This is a genomic window from Rugosimonospora africana, from assembly GCF_016862975.1.
GTDB classification, from domain to species: domain Bacteria; phylum Actinomycetota; class Actinomycetes; order Mycobacteriales; family Micromonosporaceae; genus Rugosimonospora; species Rugosimonospora africana.
The window spans coordinates 115,012-131,197 of record NZ_BONZ01000006.1 but is presented as its reverse complement, the minus strand read 5'-3'; the positions used below and the strand labels follow the sequence as shown (position 1 = coordinate 131,197).

General features: G+C 70.9%; 16 protein-coding genes. 8 read left to right on the top strand and 8 right to left on the bottom strand.

Going from position 1 to position 16,186, the window contains the following annotated elements; genetic code table 11:
* Window positions 1–127 precede the first annotated feature (127 nt).
* Window positions 128–607, top strand: a complete 480-nt coding sequence (locus Raf01_RS02380) for a helix-turn-helix domain-containing protein (RefSeq protein ID WP_239133303.1) — start codon at window positions 128–130, stop codon at window positions 605–607.
* 16 nt (window positions 608–623) lie between these two features.
* On the opposite strand, the gene Raf01_RS02375 is transcribed toward Raf01_RS02380, so the two are convergent.
* Both Raf01_RS02375 and Raf01_RS02370 read right to left on the bottom strand, forming a co-directional pair.
* On the bottom strand, window positions 624–1,652 hold the full coding sequence (locus Raf01_RS02375) for a GNAT family N-acetyltransferase (protein ID WP_203916144.1): 1,029 nt from the start codon (window positions 1,650–1,652) through the stop codon (window positions 624–626).
* 84 nt (window positions 1,653–1,736) lie between these two features.
* On the bottom strand, window positions 1,737–2,606 hold the full coding sequence (locus Raf01_RS02370) for a lytic murein transglycosylase (protein ID WP_203916008.1): 870 nt from the start codon (window positions 2,604–2,606) through the stop codon (window positions 1,737–1,739).
* Between the two features lie 177 nt (window positions 2,607–2,783).
* On the opposite strand from Raf01_RS02370, the gene Raf01_RS02365 reads away from it, so the two are divergent.
* Both Raf01_RS02365 and Raf01_RS02360 read left to right on the top strand, forming a co-directional pair.
* The gene (locus Raf01_RS02365; RefSeq protein ID WP_203916007.1) at window positions 2,784–2,993 is read left to right on the top strand and encodes an FmdB family zinc ribbon protein; all 210 of its coding nucleotides are present in this window, start codon (window positions 2,784–2,786) and stop codon (window positions 2,991–2,993) included.
* Between the two features lie 318 nt (window positions 2,994–3,311).
* Window positions 3,312–6,047 (top strand): ATP-binding protein, encoded by a 2,736-nt coding sequence (locus tag Raf01_RS02360; RefSeq protein WP_203916006.1) that lies wholly within the window; start codon window positions 3,312–3,314, stop codon window positions 6,045–6,047.
* An 81-nt stretch (window positions 6,048–6,128) separates the two neighbouring features.
* Here Raf01_RS02360 and Raf01_RS02355 read toward each other — a convergent pair whose 3' ends face one another.
* From Raf01_RS02355 to Raf01_RS02345, 3 genes are all read right to left on the bottom strand, one after another.
* Window positions 6,129–7,163, bottom strand: a complete 1,035-nt coding sequence (locus Raf01_RS02355; protein ID WP_203916005.1) for a 2-oxoacid:ferredoxin oxidoreductase subunit beta — start codon at window positions 7,161–7,163, stop codon at window positions 6,129–6,131.
* A complete protein-coding gene (locus tag Raf01_RS02350; protein WP_203916004.1) occupies window positions 7,156–9,000 on the bottom strand; it encodes a 2-oxoacid:acceptor oxidoreductase subunit alpha in 1,845 nt (614 codons plus the stop codon). Before Raf01_RS02350 ends, Raf01_RS02355 begins: the two co-directional genes overlap by 8 nt.
* A 240-nt stretch (window positions 9,001–9,240) precedes the next feature.
* Complete coding sequence (locus Raf01_RS02345; RefSeq protein ID WP_203916003.1) at window positions 9,241–10,719, bottom strand: COG1361 family protein; 1,479 nt, start codon at window positions 10,717–10,719, stop codon at window positions 9,241–9,243.
* Window positions 10,720–10,886: 167 nt separating this feature from the next.
* Here Raf01_RS02345 and Raf01_RS02340 point away from each other — a divergent pair, with 167 nt between their 5' ends.
* Window positions 10,887–11,264, top strand: coding sequence for an NADH-quinone oxidoreductase subunit A (locus Raf01_RS02340; RefSeq protein ID WP_203916002.1), 378 nt, complete (start codon window positions 10,887–10,889; stop codon window positions 11,262–11,264).
* A 46-nt stretch (window positions 11,265–11,310) separates the two neighbouring features.
* Here the strand turns inward: Raf01_RS02340 and folP are convergent, their stop codons facing one another.
* Complete coding sequence (gene folP, locus Raf01_RS02335) at window positions 11,311–12,123, bottom strand: dihydropteroate synthase (protein WP_239133320.1); 813 nt, start codon at window positions 12,121–12,123, stop codon at window positions 11,311–11,313.
* Between the two features lie 211 nt (window positions 12,124–12,334).
* Here folP and Raf01_RS02330 point away from each other — a divergent pair, with 211 nt between their 5' ends.
* The 4 genes from Raf01_RS02330 to Raf01_RS02315 all read left to right on the top strand — a co-directional run bounded on the left by Raf01_RS02330 (window position 12,335) and on the right by Raf01_RS02315 (window position 14,470).
* A complete protein-coding gene (locus Raf01_RS02330) occupies window positions 12,335–12,991 on the top strand; it encodes a DivIVA domain-containing protein (protein ID WP_203916143.1) in 657 nt (218 codons plus the stop codon).
* Window positions 12,988–13,479: an SRPBCC family protein gene (locus tag Raf01_RS02325; protein WP_203916000.1), complete on the top strand. Its 492-nt coding sequence runs from the start codon at window positions 12,988–12,990 to the stop codon at window positions 13,477–13,479. Before Raf01_RS02330 ends, Raf01_RS02325 begins: the two co-directional genes overlap by 4 nt.
* Before the next feature lie 81 nt (window positions 13,480–13,560).
* A complete protein-coding gene (locus Raf01_RS02320; protein WP_373319435.1) occupies window positions 13,561–14,166 on the top strand; it encodes a DNA-3-methyladenine glycosylase I in 606 nt (201 codons plus the stop codon).
* A gap of 103 nt (window positions 14,167–14,269) precedes the next feature.
* Window positions 14,270–14,470, top strand: a complete 201-nt coding sequence (locus tag Raf01_RS02315) for a hypothetical protein (protein WP_203915999.1) — start codon at window positions 14,270–14,272, stop codon at window positions 14,468–14,470.
* Between the two features lie 36 nt (window positions 14,471–14,506).
* On the opposite strand, the gene Raf01_RS02310 is transcribed toward Raf01_RS02315, so the two are convergent.
* A complete protein-coding gene (locus Raf01_RS02310; RefSeq protein WP_203915998.1) occupies window positions 14,507–15,298 on the bottom strand; it encodes an enoyl-CoA hydratase-related protein in 792 nt (263 codons plus the stop codon).
* Window positions 15,295–16,170 (bottom strand): PaaX family transcriptional regulator, encoded by an 876-nt coding sequence (locus Raf01_RS02305; RefSeq protein ID WP_203916141.1) that lies wholly within the window; start codon window positions 16,168–16,170, stop codon window positions 15,295–15,297. The genes Raf01_RS02310 and Raf01_RS02305 overlap by 4 nt, the downstream gene beginning before the upstream one ends.
* Between the last annotated feature and the right edge of the window lie 16 nt (window positions 16,171–16,186).

Below are 16,186 nucleotides of genomic sequence, written 5' to 3'. Positions count from 1 at the left end.
GAGTGTTGCGTGGGGGTAAGCAGAGCAAAGCGTGCCGAAGGGAGTACCTCGGCCGGCGGGCGGCGAGTTATCCACAGGGTTCGCCCGGCGGTTGAGCCGGGCTTGGCCGATCGGGCACCCTGATGGCGTGGACAACCCACCGCGAGCCGGTCAGTATCCGATAGCTGGTCTCGTCCGCCGTGCCCGCAGGATCGGCGACCTGAGCCAACGCCAGCTGGCCAACCGGGCTCGGGTCTCGCCGTCCACGGTCGGCCGGGTCGAGGCGGGCACCCTCACGCCGAGCCTGGATCTGTTGCAGCGCCTCCTGGGTGCGGCGGGGCTTTACCTCGCCGTGGTCGACGCCAACGGACACGTCATCATGCCGATGCGGGATCGTGAGGACATCCGCGATGGCGCGGAGCGGCGGTACCCGTCGCACCTGGACACGATCCTTGATCCGCTCCCCGGAGAGTGGTGGGCCGACATCTACGGGCTGGCCCGTCCGCCGGAGACGTTCCACCGCAGCCGCAGCTACCGCGACTGGCTGCGCAAGCGCAGTCAGTGGGAGGTCCGCGTCGCCCAGCACCGGGGCGAGCGCCCTCCGCCGGACACCCGCTACTGGGGCTGAAGAGTGGTGGCGCGGGTCAGGGGCCGGCCAGGTTGAGCAGGCGGACGAGATCCGGCACATCGGCCTCATATTCGCGCCACTGCCGGTCGGGCAGGAAGCCCAGCTCGGCGTTGACCTTGAGCATCGGCTCGTTTTCGAAGGCGTTCCACGTCTGCACCTCGGTGAGCCGAGGTTCCGACGAGCGCAGCTCGAACAGCATCCGCGCCTTGATCGCCCGTCCCAGGCCGTAGCCGCGGTGGGCCGGCACCACGATCGTGTCGTACTGGTCGGCCCTGGTCGGGCGCTGGGCCGGCACGACGACCTCGGTGAGGCCGGCGACCTTCCCGGTCTTCTCGTGGATGCCGAGCACGATGTAGGGCTTGAGCCCACGCGCGTGCAGCGTGGTGAGGCTGGCACGTAGCCGGTTCGGATCGTACGAGCTGGGCCGCAGCTCCAGGTCGCCCAGATCGTAGGACTCGCGGACGATCTCCTTCGCTTCCGCGTACGCCTCGTACAGCTCCTCCGGCGGCCCGCCAGGGTAGTACTCGATGTGGTACCCGGAGCCAACTCCGGTGGCCATCTCGCCGAGCCGCATCCAGTCCACACTCGACAACTTGAGAACGTTACGGATCTCCACGTATGCGCAGCGGAACCCGTGGTGCTCATAGAAGTCGATTGCGGGAGTGCCGCCGACGACCTCGACGCCGATCGAGGCGAATCCTTCGCTGTATGCCCGCCGGATCGCCGCGCCGAGCAGCTCGCGCCCCAGCCCGCCGCGACGCGCCTTCGGGTGCACGCACACCTCGATCACGCCGATGTCGCCCAGCAGGAGGATGTTGGCCTCGCCCAGCACCGGCTCGCCGCGCGCGGCGGCGCCGGGGCTCGACTCGGCCAGCCAGCAGACCCGGCGCTCGCCGGGCATCGTGACGGCAAGGTATTCGCGGAACGCGTCAATGCGCCACTGCGGATCGTCCGGAAGATCGACAGACTGCGCTGCGTTGAGCGTGGCCAATACGGCTTCGATCTCGACGGACGGCGCGGTTCGGGGATCCCACTCGCGTACCATCACCGCTCTAGCTTGCCGATAATCGCAGGCCGGCGAAAGTAGTTGTTCCGGCGATTCTTAATGCTGCCGGAAAGTTGTCCGGCGTCAGCTCACCGTCCGACTCTGCATCCCGTAGTTGTCGGCGGCGGCGAACACGTCGTCCGCGTAAGAGTCCAGGTCGTTGTACGAAAGGATTGCCGACCGCCAATCCGCGGGTACCGAAAGGTTTCGGCCGCCCGCGCACAGGTAGTCGGCGGCGGCCAGGGCCGCGTCGTTGATGTCGTTCGGGTCGGCGGACCCGTCCTGGTCCGCGTCGACCTGGTACTTGCCCCAGGTGTTCGGCAGGAACTGCATCGGCCCGATCGCGTGATCGTAGATCATGTCGCCGTCGTACCTGCCGTGATCGGTATCCGGGATCTTCGCCCGCTCGCCCGTGCCGTCGAGGGTGAGGCCGATGATCGGCGGCATGGCGCGGCCGTCCTGTTGCAGTACGGCGCCGTTCGTCCGGCCGTGGTTGGACTCGACCTTGCCGATGCCGGCCAGGGTGGTCCAGGTCAGGTGGCAGGACGGCAGGCTCTGCTGCGACCAGAGCTGGGCGTACCCGTATGCCTCCAGCGCCACGATCGGGATCCCGAGAACCGGGGACAGCTTGGTCGCCCAGCCGGCCAACACGTCCTCCGGTCGCGTCACGGCGGCGGTCGTGCCGGTCGGCTCGTCCGTGGGCAGGTCGGTCGCGCCGGGCAGCGGTGTGGCGTCCGGGTCGAGGCCGTCCGGCGCGCTGGGCTGGGTGCCGTCGGCGCCGGCCGCGTGCGGGTCCGCTTGGGACAGCGGCTTGTCCGGAGCGGTGGCCGGCACCAGGTAGCCACCGGCGCCGCCGGCCAACGCGAGCAGGGCGGCCAGCGCCAGCGCGGGGAGCACGAAGCGCCCGCTCGGCCGCAGCGCCCACCGGTGTAGTGCCCGGCCGGTGGCCGCCATGCCCTGCCTGACTCGCCGGCCGGCCCTGGCCAACCACGCGAAGCGCGATGGTCGGTGACGGGCGGGTGGGGGCGGGGCGGCTGGCCGTAGCGCGGGAGGGGAGTCCATATCCGTGCCGGTCACTAGGTGAGTATTACACCCATTCCGGTGTCAGTGCAGCCGTCGTAATCTGTGTTCATGCCGCGTTACGAGTACCGATGCCGTGCCTGCGGCGACACGTTCGAGCTGAACCGGCCGATGGAGCAGTCGGCCGCGCCCGCACGCTGTCCGCACGGGCACGACGACACCGTCAAGCTTCTGTCCACGGTCTCCGTCGCAGGTCGTGCCTCGTCGACCGGGCCGTCTGCCGCTTCAGGGGGGTGCTGCGGAGGCGCCTGCGGGTGCTAGGTTGGACCGCCACGCGCGATCCGTGGGGCATCCGAGCCGGTGGCGGCGCATCTTTCGTCGCTGGCGCGGCCGGACGGGACGAACGCTCGGCCGGTCGGTCGAGCCCACATTGACCTCGCGGACCGCAACTCGGCCTGGTGGTCGTCGTTACGTCAGCCGTAGCACCCCCGTGCTTCTCCGCTCGTTGACTCCACCGTGCCATGATCTGAACCCAGGGTTCGACCTTGGGCCGATCCGTGCCGGACCGTTTCTCCGATGCGGTCGCTTCGGAGGGTGCGTCAGCATGAGGCACGACTTCCAGGGGGCGGAGGTTCACGCGTGTCGGAACGGGTTCACCTGCCGAGCGGTCTGGTGACATTCCTCTTCACCGACATCGAGGGGTCGACCCGGTTGGCCCAGATGCTCGGTGCGGGGTACCCGCCTGTTCTCAATGAGCACCGGCGGCTGCTTCGAAATACCCTGACCGCGTGTGCCGGCACCCCGCTGTCCACCGAGGGCGACTCGCTCTTCGTCGCGTTCTCGGATGCCGGCGCCGCCCTGCACGCGTGCGCCGAGGCGCAGCGCGCTCTGGCCGTTCACGACTGGCCGACGCCGGAGGCCCGGCCCCAGGTGCGGATGGGCCTGCACACCGGGTACGCCGAGCCGATGGGCAACGAGTACACCAGCCCGGAGGTGCACCGGGCGGCCCGGATCGCGGCGGCCGCGCACGGTGGTCAGGTGCTCTGCTCGGCATCCACGGCACGGCTGGCCGGCCAGCTGAGCGACGATGCCTGGCTGCTCGACCTGGGGCTGCACCGGTTGCGCGGCTTCGACGACCGGGAACGACTCTTCCAGCTCATCGCGACCGGGCTGCACCGGCAGTTCCCGCGGCCGCGCACGCTCGACGCGACCCCGCACAATCTGCCCGGCACGGTGACAAACTTCGTCGGCCGCGCCGCCGAACAGCGGGAACTGGCCGCCCTGGTCGAGGAGCACCGGCTGGTCAGCGTCGTGGGCCCGGGCGGCGCCGGCAAGACCCGGCTGGCTGTCGAGGTCGCCTCCACCCGGGTGGACGCTTACCCGGACGGCGTCTGGTTCGTCGACCTGGCGTCGGCCACCGACCCTGGCCTCGTGGCGGTGACCGTGGCGGCCACCCTGGGGCTGCGGCCGGAGCCCGGCCGTGCGGTCGTGGACACCATCGCCGACTACGCGAGCAGCCGTCGGTTCCTGATCGTCCTGGACACCTGCGACGCCCAGCCGGGCGCGAGCGCGATGGTCGTCGGCCGGCTGCTCGCCGGCAGCCGTGGAGTGCAGGTGCTGGCCACCAGCCGGGAGCCGCTCGGGCTGGCCGGCGAGGTGGTGTGGCGGATCCCGCCGATGTCCTTGGAACCCGATCCGGCGGGCGCGCCGGGCGACGCCGTGGCGCTTCTGCTCGACCGGGCCGCCGCGGCCCGGGGCGGCAAGCGGCCGTCCGGTACCGAGCTGGAACAGTTGTGCCGGGTCGCGTACCGGTTGGAGGGGTTGCCGCTCGCCCTGGAGTTGGCCGCCGCCCGACTGCGGGTACTGACCGCGAACGAACTGGTGAACCGGCTCGACGATGTCGTGTCCACATTGGACGCCGGGCTGTCCATGGTGGACACCGTGCCGCTGGCCGGCGGTGCGGCGCTACGACACGCCACCCTGCAGGCCACGGTCACCTGGTCGTACCGGACGCTCGGCCCACGGGCCGCCCGGCTGCTCCGGTGGCTGGCCGTGTTCGCCGGGCGGGTGGATCTGCCCGCCATCGAATGGCTGCTGGGTGAGGACCCGCTGGACGCGCTCGCCGTACTGGTCGACAAGTCGCTCGTGCAGGCGCAGCCCACGGCTTCCGGCACGACGTACCGGATGCTCGACCCGATCCGCGCGTACGCGGCGCGGCGCCTCGCCGACGCGGACGAGGCAGACGCCGCACGCAACCGGCACGTGGCCTGGTGCCTGCACGCGATCGAGCGTGCCCACCAGTCCCCGGACCGGCGGCCGGTCACACTGTCGCTGTTCGCCATCGACCCGATGGCCGACGAGCTGCGCGCCGCGCTGCACTGGACCGCCACCCAGGGCAGTGCCCGGCAGGGCTTGCGCATCGTAGGTGGGCTCGACCAGTGGTGGCGCGAGCGTGGCCTGGCCCGCGAGGGCCGGTTGTGGCTGTTCCGCCTGTACGAGCGGATCTCCAACACCGGTGAGGAGATCCCCGAGGCCGAGCTGGCCGCGGCATACCACGTGCACGCCCTGCACGCGGGCGCCGATGGCGAGTACGCCGAGGAGTTGCGGTTCTCCCAACGCGCCGAGGCGTACGCCCGGCGAGCCGGGGACTCCGCGCTGCTGGCCCGAGCGCTGTCCGGGCGCGGCTCGCCGCTGCTGAGCATGGGCAACCCGGCCGAGGCCGAGACGGGATGCCGCGAACTGATCGACTGGGCTCGCGCGCACGACGTCATCGGCGACGCGTTGCCCGCGGTCTACTGTCTCGCCCAGATCCTCTGGGAGCGGGGTGCCCTCGACGATGCCGCCGAACTGCTCGCCGCGGCCCGTCCGGTGGAAGCCGGCCGGCCGATCGAGCGCGGCCGGCGCGCGGTCGACATGATCCTGGGCATGGTCGCGCTCGCCCGCGGTGACCTGGTCGCGGCGCATGATCACCTGGCCGTCGCGCTGCGCTCGCGGATGGGATACGGCTTCCACTCGTGCGCGGTCGAGACCATCAACGGCTTCGCGGTGCGCTGCGCGTTGGGCGATGACCCGATCACCGGCGCCCGGCTGTTCGGCGCCGCCCAGGCCGCCCGCGCGTTGCTGCCCGACGTGGCGAGGATCTACGGCTCGTACTGGGCGGAGCAGCAGACCCGGCTGCGGGCGGCGCTGGGCGACGCGGCGTTCGACTCCGCGTACGCCGAGGGTGCCGCCCTCACGCTCGACGAGGCGGCCAAGGTCGCACTCGCCGTGGAGCACCCGGACCTGAAGGCCGGCTCGGTGCGCTTCACGGAGAAGGAGCGCGTCACCGGTACGGCCCCGGTACCGGCCCGCGACGTCGACTCGCGAGCGTCCTGAGCCCCGGTCGACCCGGCACCGGACGACAGAAAGGGCGGCCCGTCGCCGGACCGCCCTCGATGGGTCGTTCGATCGATGCGTCTAGAGGATCGTCCAGGTGTCGCCCGAGCCGAGCAGCGCGGCGAACTCCTCGTCGAGCCCGCGGGTGAGCTTGCTCTGCGCCGCGGTGACCTGCTCGCGAACCAGGTTGTCGTATGCCGGCCGGTCCACCGAGCGGAACAGCCCGATCGGGGTGTGCCGGAGGTCGAGGTCGGGCAGCCGGGACAGCGCGAACGCGTAGGCCGGGTCGGCCACGGTCGCGTCGTGTACCAGGACGTGCGCCTGGTCGGTCTCGGCGGTCCGCTCGACCGACAGCCCGAAGCCGCCGGGCGGGTGCACGACGCACCACTCACCGTCGGCGCCGAAGGTGATCGGCTTGCCGTGCTCCAGCCGGATCAGGAAGTCGTCCCGGGTCGCCGGCTCCTTGAGCACGTCGAACGCGCCATCGTTGAAGATGTTGCAGTTCTGGTAGATCTCGATGAACGCCGAGCCCTGGTGCTGCGACGCGGCGCGCAACACCGACTGGAGGTGCTTGCGGTCCGAGTCGATCGTCCGGGCCACGAACGACGCCTCGGCCCCGAGCGCCAGCGAGATCGGGTTGAACGGGGAGTCCGTGGACCCGACCGGCGTCGACTTCGTGATCTTGCCGACCTCTGACGTGGGAGAGTACTGACCCTTGGTCAGCCCGTAGATCTTGTTGTTGAACAGCAGGATCTTCAGGTTGACGTTGCGCCGCAGCGCGTGGATCAGGTGGTTGCCGCCGATGGACAGCGCGTCGCCGTCGCCGGTGACGACCCACACCGACAGGTCGGGCCGGGAGACCGACAGGCCGGTGGCGATGGCCGGGGCACGGCCGTGGATCGAGTGCATGCCGTACGTGTTCATGTAGTACGGGAACCGGGACGAGCAGCCGATGCCGGAGATGAAGACGATGCGCTCGCGCGGGATGCCTAGCTCAGGCATGAACGACTGGACGGCCGCCAGGATCGCGTAGTCACCGCAGCCCGGGCACCAGCGCACTTCCTGGTCGGACTTGAAGTCCTTCGTGGTGAGCTTGATCGATACCGATTCAGACATTCTTCACGACTTCTTCCAACATCGTCTCCAGCTCGGCCGCCGTGAACGGCAGGCCGCGGACCTGGTTGTATCCGATCACGTCGATCAGGTGGCGGGCCCGGATCACGTGGGCCAGCTGGCCCAGGTTCATCTCGGGGATGACCACCTTGTCGTACCGCTTCAGCACCTCGCCGAGGTTGCGCGGCATCGGCGAGAGATGCCTCAGGTGGGCCTGGGCGATCGCGCAGCCACGCTGCCGGAGTGCCCGGCAGGCGGCCCCGATCGGCCCGTACGTGGAGCCCCAACCCAGAACGAGTACCCGTGCGTCGCCGTCCGGGTCTTCGACCTCGATGTCGGGTACTTCGATGGCTTCGATCCGCGCCGCACGCGTGCGCACCATCAGGTCGTGGTTGGCCGGATCGTACGAGATGTCCCCGGTCTTGTCCGCCTTCTCCAGGCCGCCGATGCGGTGCTCCAGTCCCGGGGTGCCGGGGATCGCCCACGGCCGGGCCAGGGTCTTCGGGTCGCGCAGGTACGGCAGGAACTCGCCGGCCGGCCCGTTCGGCTCGGTCGCGAACTCCACCGAGAGGTCGGGCAGGTCGGCGATCTCGGGCAGCAACCACGGCTCGGAACCGTTGGCGATGTAGCCGTCGGAGAGCAGGATCACCGGCGTCCGGTAGGTCAGCGCGATCCGGGCCGCGTCCAGTACCGCGTAGAAGCAGTCGGACGGCGACTTCGGCGCGATGACCGCGACCGGGGCCTCGCCGTGCCGGCCGAACAGCGCCATGTTCAGGTCAGCCTGCTCGGTCTTGGTCGGCATGCCGGTCGACGGCCCGGCGCGCTGCACGTCGATGATGATCAGTGGCAGTTCGAGCGCGACGGCGAGCGAGATGGTCTCGCCCTTGAGCGCGACGCCCGGGCCGCTGGTCGAGGTGACGCCGAGAGCACCGCCGTACGAGGCGCCGAGCGCCACCCCGATCGCGGCGATCTCGTCTTCGGCCTGCACGGTCGTCACGTCGAACCGCTTGTGCTTGGACAGCTCGTGCAGGATGTCCGAGGCGGGCGTGATCGGGTACGCGCCGAGGACCACCGGCCGGCCGGACCGCACCCGCGCGGCCACGACGCCCAGCGCGAGCGCGGTGTTGCCGGTGACGTTGCGGTAGTTGCCGGGCGACATCTTGGCCGGCTTGACCTCGTAGCGGACCGCGAAGTCCTCGGTAGTCTCGCCGAAGTTCCAGCCGGCCTTGAACGCGGCGATGTTCGCCGCGACCAGCTCGGGCCGGGCGGCGAACTTGCGCTCCAGGAAGGTGATCGTCGACTCGTACGGCCGGGAGTACATCCAGGACAGCAGGCCGAGCGCGAACATGTTCTTGGCTCGCTCGGCGTCCTTCTTGGACACGTCGAGGTCGGCCAGGGCGCGGACGGTCATGCTGGTCAGGCCGACCGGGTGCACCGCGTAGCCGTCGAGTGAGCCGTCCTCGAGCGGGTTGGCGGTGTAGCCGACCTTGGTGAGGTTACGGGTGGTGAACTCGTCGGTGTTGACGATGATGTCGGCGCCGCCCGGCAGGTCTCGCAGATTGGCCTTCAGGGCGGCCGGGTTCATCGCCACCAGCACGTTCGGCGCGTCGCCGGGAGTGAGGATGTCGAAGTCGGCGAAGTGCACCTGGAAGCTGGACACGCCGGGCAGGGTGCCGGCTGGCGCCCGGATCTCCGCGGGGAAGTTGGGTAACGTCGAGATGTCGTTGCCCAGCTGGGCGGTCTCGGACGTGAATCGGTCACCGGTGAGCTGCATACCGTCGCCGGAATCGCCGGCGAACCGGATGACCACCCGATCCAGTTGACGGACCTGCTTGGTCACGGGAAGGGACCTCCTCGCGGCGGGCCATGCGTGTGCGGGTGTGCAACACCGTTGTAGCCCGGCCCGCTAAAGTGTTAATCACCTTGAGCCTACGTCGAGGTTCAACCGGGGTTCTGTCCCGGGTCCGACGAATGTTTAGGCGTTTGGTCACAGTTATAGATCTCGCTGCGCTTAATCAGGCTCAGGCGGGCGTCTCGGCGACTATTGGCCAAAGTAACGACATCTCCGTTGTTGGCGGCATTACGAGCGGCCGGCCGCGTCCTCAGGGTCCTCGCCGGAGTCATCGGCTGGGCCTTGCCCGGCCTCGGCGGGCTCCTTCCCGACAGGCTCCGATCCGGCGGGCTCCTCCTCGGCGGGAACCGACTCGACGGGCACCGAGTCGACAGGCACCGAATCGACAGGCACCGACTCGGCAAGCTTCAGCCCGGCAGGCTCCGCCCCGGCCGTCCTGTCGGCGGGCTCGACCGAGGCGGCCCCACTCATGAATGTCCCGCCCGCCGGACCGGCCAGCCGCGGCCCCGCCGCCACGGGACGCCCGCGCAGCACCATGACCAGCACCACGATGACCGTGATCAGTACCGCCGACGAGACGGTGATCATCGGCCACGCCACCGCGCTGCGTGAGCTCAGAACGTACGAGCCGCCGTGGTTGCCCATGGTCGGCGCCGGTACGACCGACGCCGCGGCAGCCACGCTCACCCCGGTCTGATCGGCCGGCACGTCGATCTCGTACGAAGCCTGAGTGGTCCGGCCGGCCTGCCCGGGCGGCGAGAGCGTGGCGCGCACCAGCCCGGCCAGCGGTGCGTTGGCGCGGGCCTCGGCGTTTGCGGTCAGTGGGACCAGAATCGTCTTCTGCCCGCCGGCCGGCAGCGCGCCCAGCACGCACCGCGCCGTGGAGCCGCTCGGCCGCCCCTGGGACTCGCAGCCGGACATCGTGCCCGTGGTCACACCGTCCGGTACCACCACGTCGACCGTGGCGGCCGCCGGCTGGCTGCCGCTGTCGGTGAGCCTGATCTTCAGCTGCGCGGGTACGTCCGGCTGAGCGTCCATGGTCACGTCGTCGACCCGCAGATCGATCCCCGGGGCCGGTGGGCCGGGCGGGAAGATCAGGCCCCAGGTGCGCTGGCCGCTGACGTCCGAGGCGCCGGTGGCGCTCACGGTGAAGGTGAGGCGACCGGTCAGCGGTGCGCTGCGCCAGGCGTCCGCGGACACGGTGATCGCCACCGGCAGAGGTACCGAGGCGCCCGGCGAGACCGACGACACCGAGCAGTGGCCGTGCTGGCAGGCACCCGTGGCGACGTCCGTCACGCCGGCCGGGACGGTGTAGTCGACCGCCACGGTCGCCGTCGCCGTACCGGTGTTCCGGACCGTGATCGTGAACGAGGTGGAGTTCGCGCCGCTCCAGTACCGGTCGTCGAGAACGGCGTTGCTCGCGTACACCCGTACCCGCAGGCCCGGAGATCCGGTGCCGCCCTGCTCCGGGTCGGCCGTCGTCGCCGACGGCTGGGGCTGGTCGGGTGTCGGCGACCCGGGTGGCGGCGGGGTCGGCGAGTCCGGCTGTGCGTCGGTCGGGCCGGGTGTCGGTGACCCGTCCGGTGTCGGGGACTCGCCCGGCGCCGCGGAGTCTTCGACGTACGCCGGCGCGGCCGTGCCGCCGTCGTCGGCACGTGCGGCGGCCGGGCTGACCATCAGGGCGCCGACCAGGAGGATGACTGTCAACGAACCAAGCTTCCGGGCGGCGGACCAGCGTGGCACGGGCACCTCATGACCTTGGGCGACGAGAGTTTCGCACTTCGATTGTGAGGGCTCGTTCCGGTCTCCGGACGCGGCAGGACGGCCGGATTCTGCCGGGTACACGGCCGAACTTCGCCGGTACGATCGTCCGTATGTCGGGCTATCTGGGCTCGTACGCGACGCTGGGTCTGCTCATCGTGGTCGGCGCACTGGTCTTTGTCGGCGCGTTCTCGGCCAACCGCCTGCTGAGCCCGAGCGCACCCAATCCCGCCCCGGACAAATACCGGAACTACGAGTGCGGCCTCGATCCGGTCGGCGGCGACTGGGCCCAGGCCCAGATCCGGTATTACCTCTACGCCTTCCTGTACGTGCTGTTCGCGGTGGAGAGCGTCTTCCTGTTTCCCTGGGCGGTCATCTACGACCGACCGGAGTTCGGCGCCAGCGCGGTCGTCGAGATGGGGATCTTCGTGGCCGTACTGGCTCTCGGCCTGCTCTACGCCTGGCGCAAGCGCGTACTGCGCTGGACCTGACGCGGCCCGGCGGCGACCACACCGGTTCCGCCCGGGCCGGGCCCGATCAGGCCAGCCCGCGTCGGGAGACCGCCGGCTGCCGGTCACCGCGGATCGCGCCGACCATGTCCAGTACCCGACGGGTCTGCCGGACGTGGTGCGCTCGGAACACCCGGGCGCCCAGCCACGCGGAGACCGCCGTGGCGGCCAGGGTGCCCTCCAGCCGGTCGTGGATCGGCAGGTCGAGCGTCTCGCCCACGAAGTCCTTGTTGGACAGTGCGACCAGCACCGGCCACCCCGTGCCGACCAGTTCGCCCAGGCGCCTGGTCACCTCCAGCGAGTGCCGGGTGTTCTTGCCGAAGTCGTGAGCCGGATCGATCAGGATGCCGTCCCGGCGGACCCCCAGCCGCAGAGCGCGCTCGGCCAGTCCGGTCACGGTACCCACGACATCGGCGACCACGTCGGTGAAGGCGGGCCGGTGCGGCCGGGCCCGGGGCACCAGGCCCCCGGCGTGCGAGCAGACCAGCGCCGCCCCGGTCACGGCGGCGACCTCGGCCAGCTCGGGATCGGCGCCGGCCCAGGCGTCGTTGAGCAGGTCGGCTCCGGCCGGTACCGCCTCCCGGGCCACCGCTGCGCGCCAGGTGTCGATGGAGATGACCAGGTCAGGGAACTCGGCCCGGACCGCGGAGATCGTCGAGACCGTCCTGCGGATCTCCTCGGTCACGTCCACGGTTTCGCCCGGGCCGGCCTTGACGCCGCCGATGTCGACGATGTCCGCGCCGTCCTTGACCGCCCGCTCGACCGCCCGCAGCGCGGCGTCCTGCGCGAACGTGGCCCCATGGTCGAAGAAGGAGTCCGGCGTCCGGTTCACGATGGCCATCACGGCCGACTCGCCCGGCCGGAAGGTCCGCCGGCCGAGCCGCAGGTCCCCGTCACCTGCGCCGGTACCGGTCTCGGCGGCCGTCCGGGAACCGGACGATCGTGGCTCGACCGCCCCGGGCCTGCCACTTCGTTCGCCGTGCTCGTTCATCTATCTCCTCGTCCGGGTGGCGGGGTCGCCCGTACTCGGCAAGCGTGCCACGATCGTGGGCATGGGCCAGCTCTTCATTGTGCTCGCCGTGGCACTCGTCGCCGCCGCGCTCGTCTTTGGTATCACCGTGCTGATCATGGGGGGTGACCAGGGCCTGGAGCCGATCGAACCGGATGGTCGATCTGTCCCGCTGCCGGGGTCCCGGCCGTTGACCGAGTCCGACCTCGGACAGGTCCGCTTCGATGTAACCCTACGTGGCTACCGGATGACGCAGGTTGACCTGGCGCTTCGGCGGGCCGCCTACGACCTCGGGTACAAGGAAGAGCTGATCGGCGTGTTGGAGGCCGAGGTCGCGGCGTTGCGCGCCGGGCGCGTCGAGGAGGCGGACGCCCTGCGCGACGCCCGCGAGCAGGCGGCCCGGCCGACCCGGATGGGCGACGACGCCGGACTGACCGGTGCGGAGGCGACCGGTGCGGAGGCCGGGTCCGACCGGGCTCTGACCGTCACCGCGGCAGACCCGGGCCAGACGGTGACCTCCGATCTGGCCGAGGACGCCGCGCAGCCGGCCGATTCTGCCGCCGATCCGAAGGCCGCCGATCCGAAGGACGCTGGCGACGGCGACGACTCCCCGGCCGGTGACGGCGATCAGGACGGCCGTCGCTGGCCGACCGGCTTCGGCAAGATGAGCGACCCGGCGGCTGCCGAGCCGGCCAAGTGACCGGCCCGAGATCGGCGTCGACACCGCCGTCGACGCCGGGCGCGGGCGAGGTCACCGCGACGGTGATCGTCAACGCACCCGCCGAGCGGGTCTACGCCGCCTTCACCGCCTGGGAGCGGCAGGGCGACTGGATCCCGTTCACGAAGGTGCGGATCACCGACGGCGACGGCGGCGAGGGGAGCACGGTCGAGGCGGTCACCACGGTCGGCCCGGCCATCCTGCGTGACGAGATGAAGATCGCGAAGCTGGACCCGCCGTACGAGGTGCGGGTCGTCCACACCGGTCGACTGCTGCGCGGGCCGGGCGTGATGCGCTGTACCGCGATGGGTGGTGGGCGCACCCAGGTCGTCTGGCACGAGTGGTTCCAGCTACCGGCGGGGCCGGCCGGCCGGTTCGCCGGGGCGGTGCTCTGGCCCGGTTCCAAGGTCGGCCTGACCCAGATGTTGCGCCGATTCGCCCGGCTGGTCGAGGCCGGCACCCTGCCGTGAGAGCCTGCTGGAAAACGTCTGGCCGAGCGGGAGGTTTGCCAGCAGGCTCTCACTGTCGGACCCCTTGGCTAGGCTGACCGCGTGGATCTCTTGATCGGGGCGGATGGGCTCGCGCGATGTGGGTGGGCCGGCAGCACGGCCGACTACCTGGCATACCACGACGTGGAGTGGGGCCAGCCGGTGCGCGACGACGACGCGCTGTTCGAGCGGTTGACCCTGGAGGGATTCCAGTCCGGCCTGTCGTGGCTGACGATCCTGCGCAAACGACCGGCGTTCCGGGCGGCGTTCGACGACTTCGTCATCGACAAGGTGGCCACCTACGACGAATCAGACGTCGAGCGCCTGATGGCGGATGCCGGAATCGTGCGCAACCGTTCGAAGATCAACGCCGCGATCAACAATGCCGCGGCGGCACGCGACCTGCCCGACGGCCTCTCCGCCTTCCTCTGGTCCTACGCGCCGGAGCCGGGCAGGCCCCGTCCGCAGTCGTTCGCCGAGGTCCCGGCGTCGACGCCGGAGTCCACGGCGATGGCGAAGGATTTGCGCAAGCGCGGTTTCCGGTTCGTCGGACCGACCACCGCCTACGCGCTGATGCAGGCCACCGGCATGGTCGACGATCATCTCGCCGACTGCTACGTGGCCGTCAAGAAGCGGCCTCGCAAGGCGACCCGTGGCGGTGGCCGGTGATTCGCCGGGGCCGTCCGGCGACCGTGTCCGCCCGGCGATCGGGCGGCGGGCGCCCCGGCCGTGGCGCGGCAGGCGACTCGACGGCGCGGGTGGTGGTGACTCCATGACGGCACGCTGGCTGATCAGTCTCGACCTGCCGATCGAGGCCGACTCTCCGGCCGAGGCGGTGGAGCGGTTCTGGTCCTATGTGGATCAGCTGGGCCCGGCCGAGCTGCCGGTCTACGTCTCGCCGGCCGGAAATGAGCTGGCCATGCAGGCATACCTGATGAATGAGCAGACCAACCTCGATCCCGAGGAGGACTGAGGGTCCGGCGAGCGGCTGGGCGGTCGGTGGGCGCGCTCAGCGGCCGGTGAACTCGGGCCTCTGCTTGGCGACGAAGGCCGCCGTCGCGGCCCGGTGGTCCGCCGACGCACCGGTCAGCGTCTGAGCCTCGTACTCGCCGGCCAGCGCTTCGGCGAGGCTGCCGGTGCTGCCGATCGCCAGTTCGCGCTTGATCGCGCCGTACGCCATAGTGGGCCCCGCGGCCAGCCGGGCGGCGAGTGCCCTGGCCGCCGGCAGAACGTCATCGTCCTCGTCGACCAGCGTGGTGAGCAGCCCGAGGCGGTTCGCCTCGTCGGCGGGTACCGGCTGGGCGAGCATCAGCAGCTCGGTCGCCTTCGCGAGCCCGACCAGCCGGGGCAGCGTCCAGGAGGCGCCGGTGTCGGCCGCCAGGCCCACGTTGGCGAACGCCATCAGGAAGCTGGTCTTCGGGCCGCCGATCCGGAAGTCAGCCAGCAGCGCGAGGGATGCCCCGGCACCGGCGGCGCTTCCGCGCACCGCGGCGACGACCGGCTTGCTCAGCCCGGCCAGCCGCGCGGCGATCGGGTTGTAGTGCTCGCTCACGGTGCCCAGCGGATCGGTCGAACCCGACTCCAGCACCTCCACGTGCTCGCGCAGATCCTGACCCACGCAGAAGGCCCGGCCGGCGCCGGCGAGCACCACCGCCCGGCACTCCGGATCGGACTCGAGGTCGCCGAGGGTGTCCCGCAGCGACGCCTTCAACTCCCGGTTGAGGGAGTTCAGCGAGTCGGGCCGGTTGAGGGTGAGCGACACGACCGCGCCGTCGCGCTCGACCAGCAGAACGTCACTCATGTCCGCTCCTCGCTCCGGATCGTCTGCTGCCGGACGGTTTTGACCGGCGTACGCGTGAGGTGGCGGGCCGCCAGGGTGCGGCTCGACTGCTCCAGGCACATGTCGACGTACCGGTCCGCGGCCGGTCGGAGGCGCCCGGAGTGCCGGTCGAAGAACGCCGCCGCCGCCGTGCCCGGCCAGCGCGGTGGAAGCAGGCTCGGGGGCAGCTGCGGATCGCTGAACAGGAACGTTCGCCACGAGTGCACCAGCGTGAACCGGGCGGCGTAGCAGACCTCATCCGTGCTGCGCTCATTGATCGTCGCGACCAGCGGACGCAGCTCACGGACGAACCGCTCGTACGCGTTGCTGATCTCCTCCAGGTTCCACGCCCGGCGGACCAGCGCCATGGCGCCGGCCGTACCCGCGGCGTGGCTGGCCGTGAACCGTTCGTACCGCAGGCCCGACTCGCGCAGCAGAGTGTCCACTTCGTCGGTGGTGCGGGTGGCCACCCAGGTAGCCTCGTCGATGTTGCCATATCCGAGGAAGGCCAGATTGGCGGCGAGCCGGGACCGGTCGCCGCGCTGAGGCGGGGTGTCGATAACAATCAGATCAAACGTTCCGTCCCAGCCGGTCCGACCGGTGCGGTAGATCCTCGCGGCCGCCTCGTCCAGGCGCCGGGCTGCCTTGGGGCTCAGCAGGTAGCCGGGCCCGGTGGACAGGCGCAGCGGATGCAGCCAGCCCTGGCGGACCATGCGGGACACGGCGGTGCGGACGGCGGGGGCGGCGATCCCCAGCGGGGCGAGCAGGCGGACCAAGGCGGCGACCGGCGCGCGACCGCCGCGCGGGCGCAGATAGTCGCCGTACAGGTCGAACAGGGCCGAGCGCGCCTGCATGGTCTGCCCACCCTTC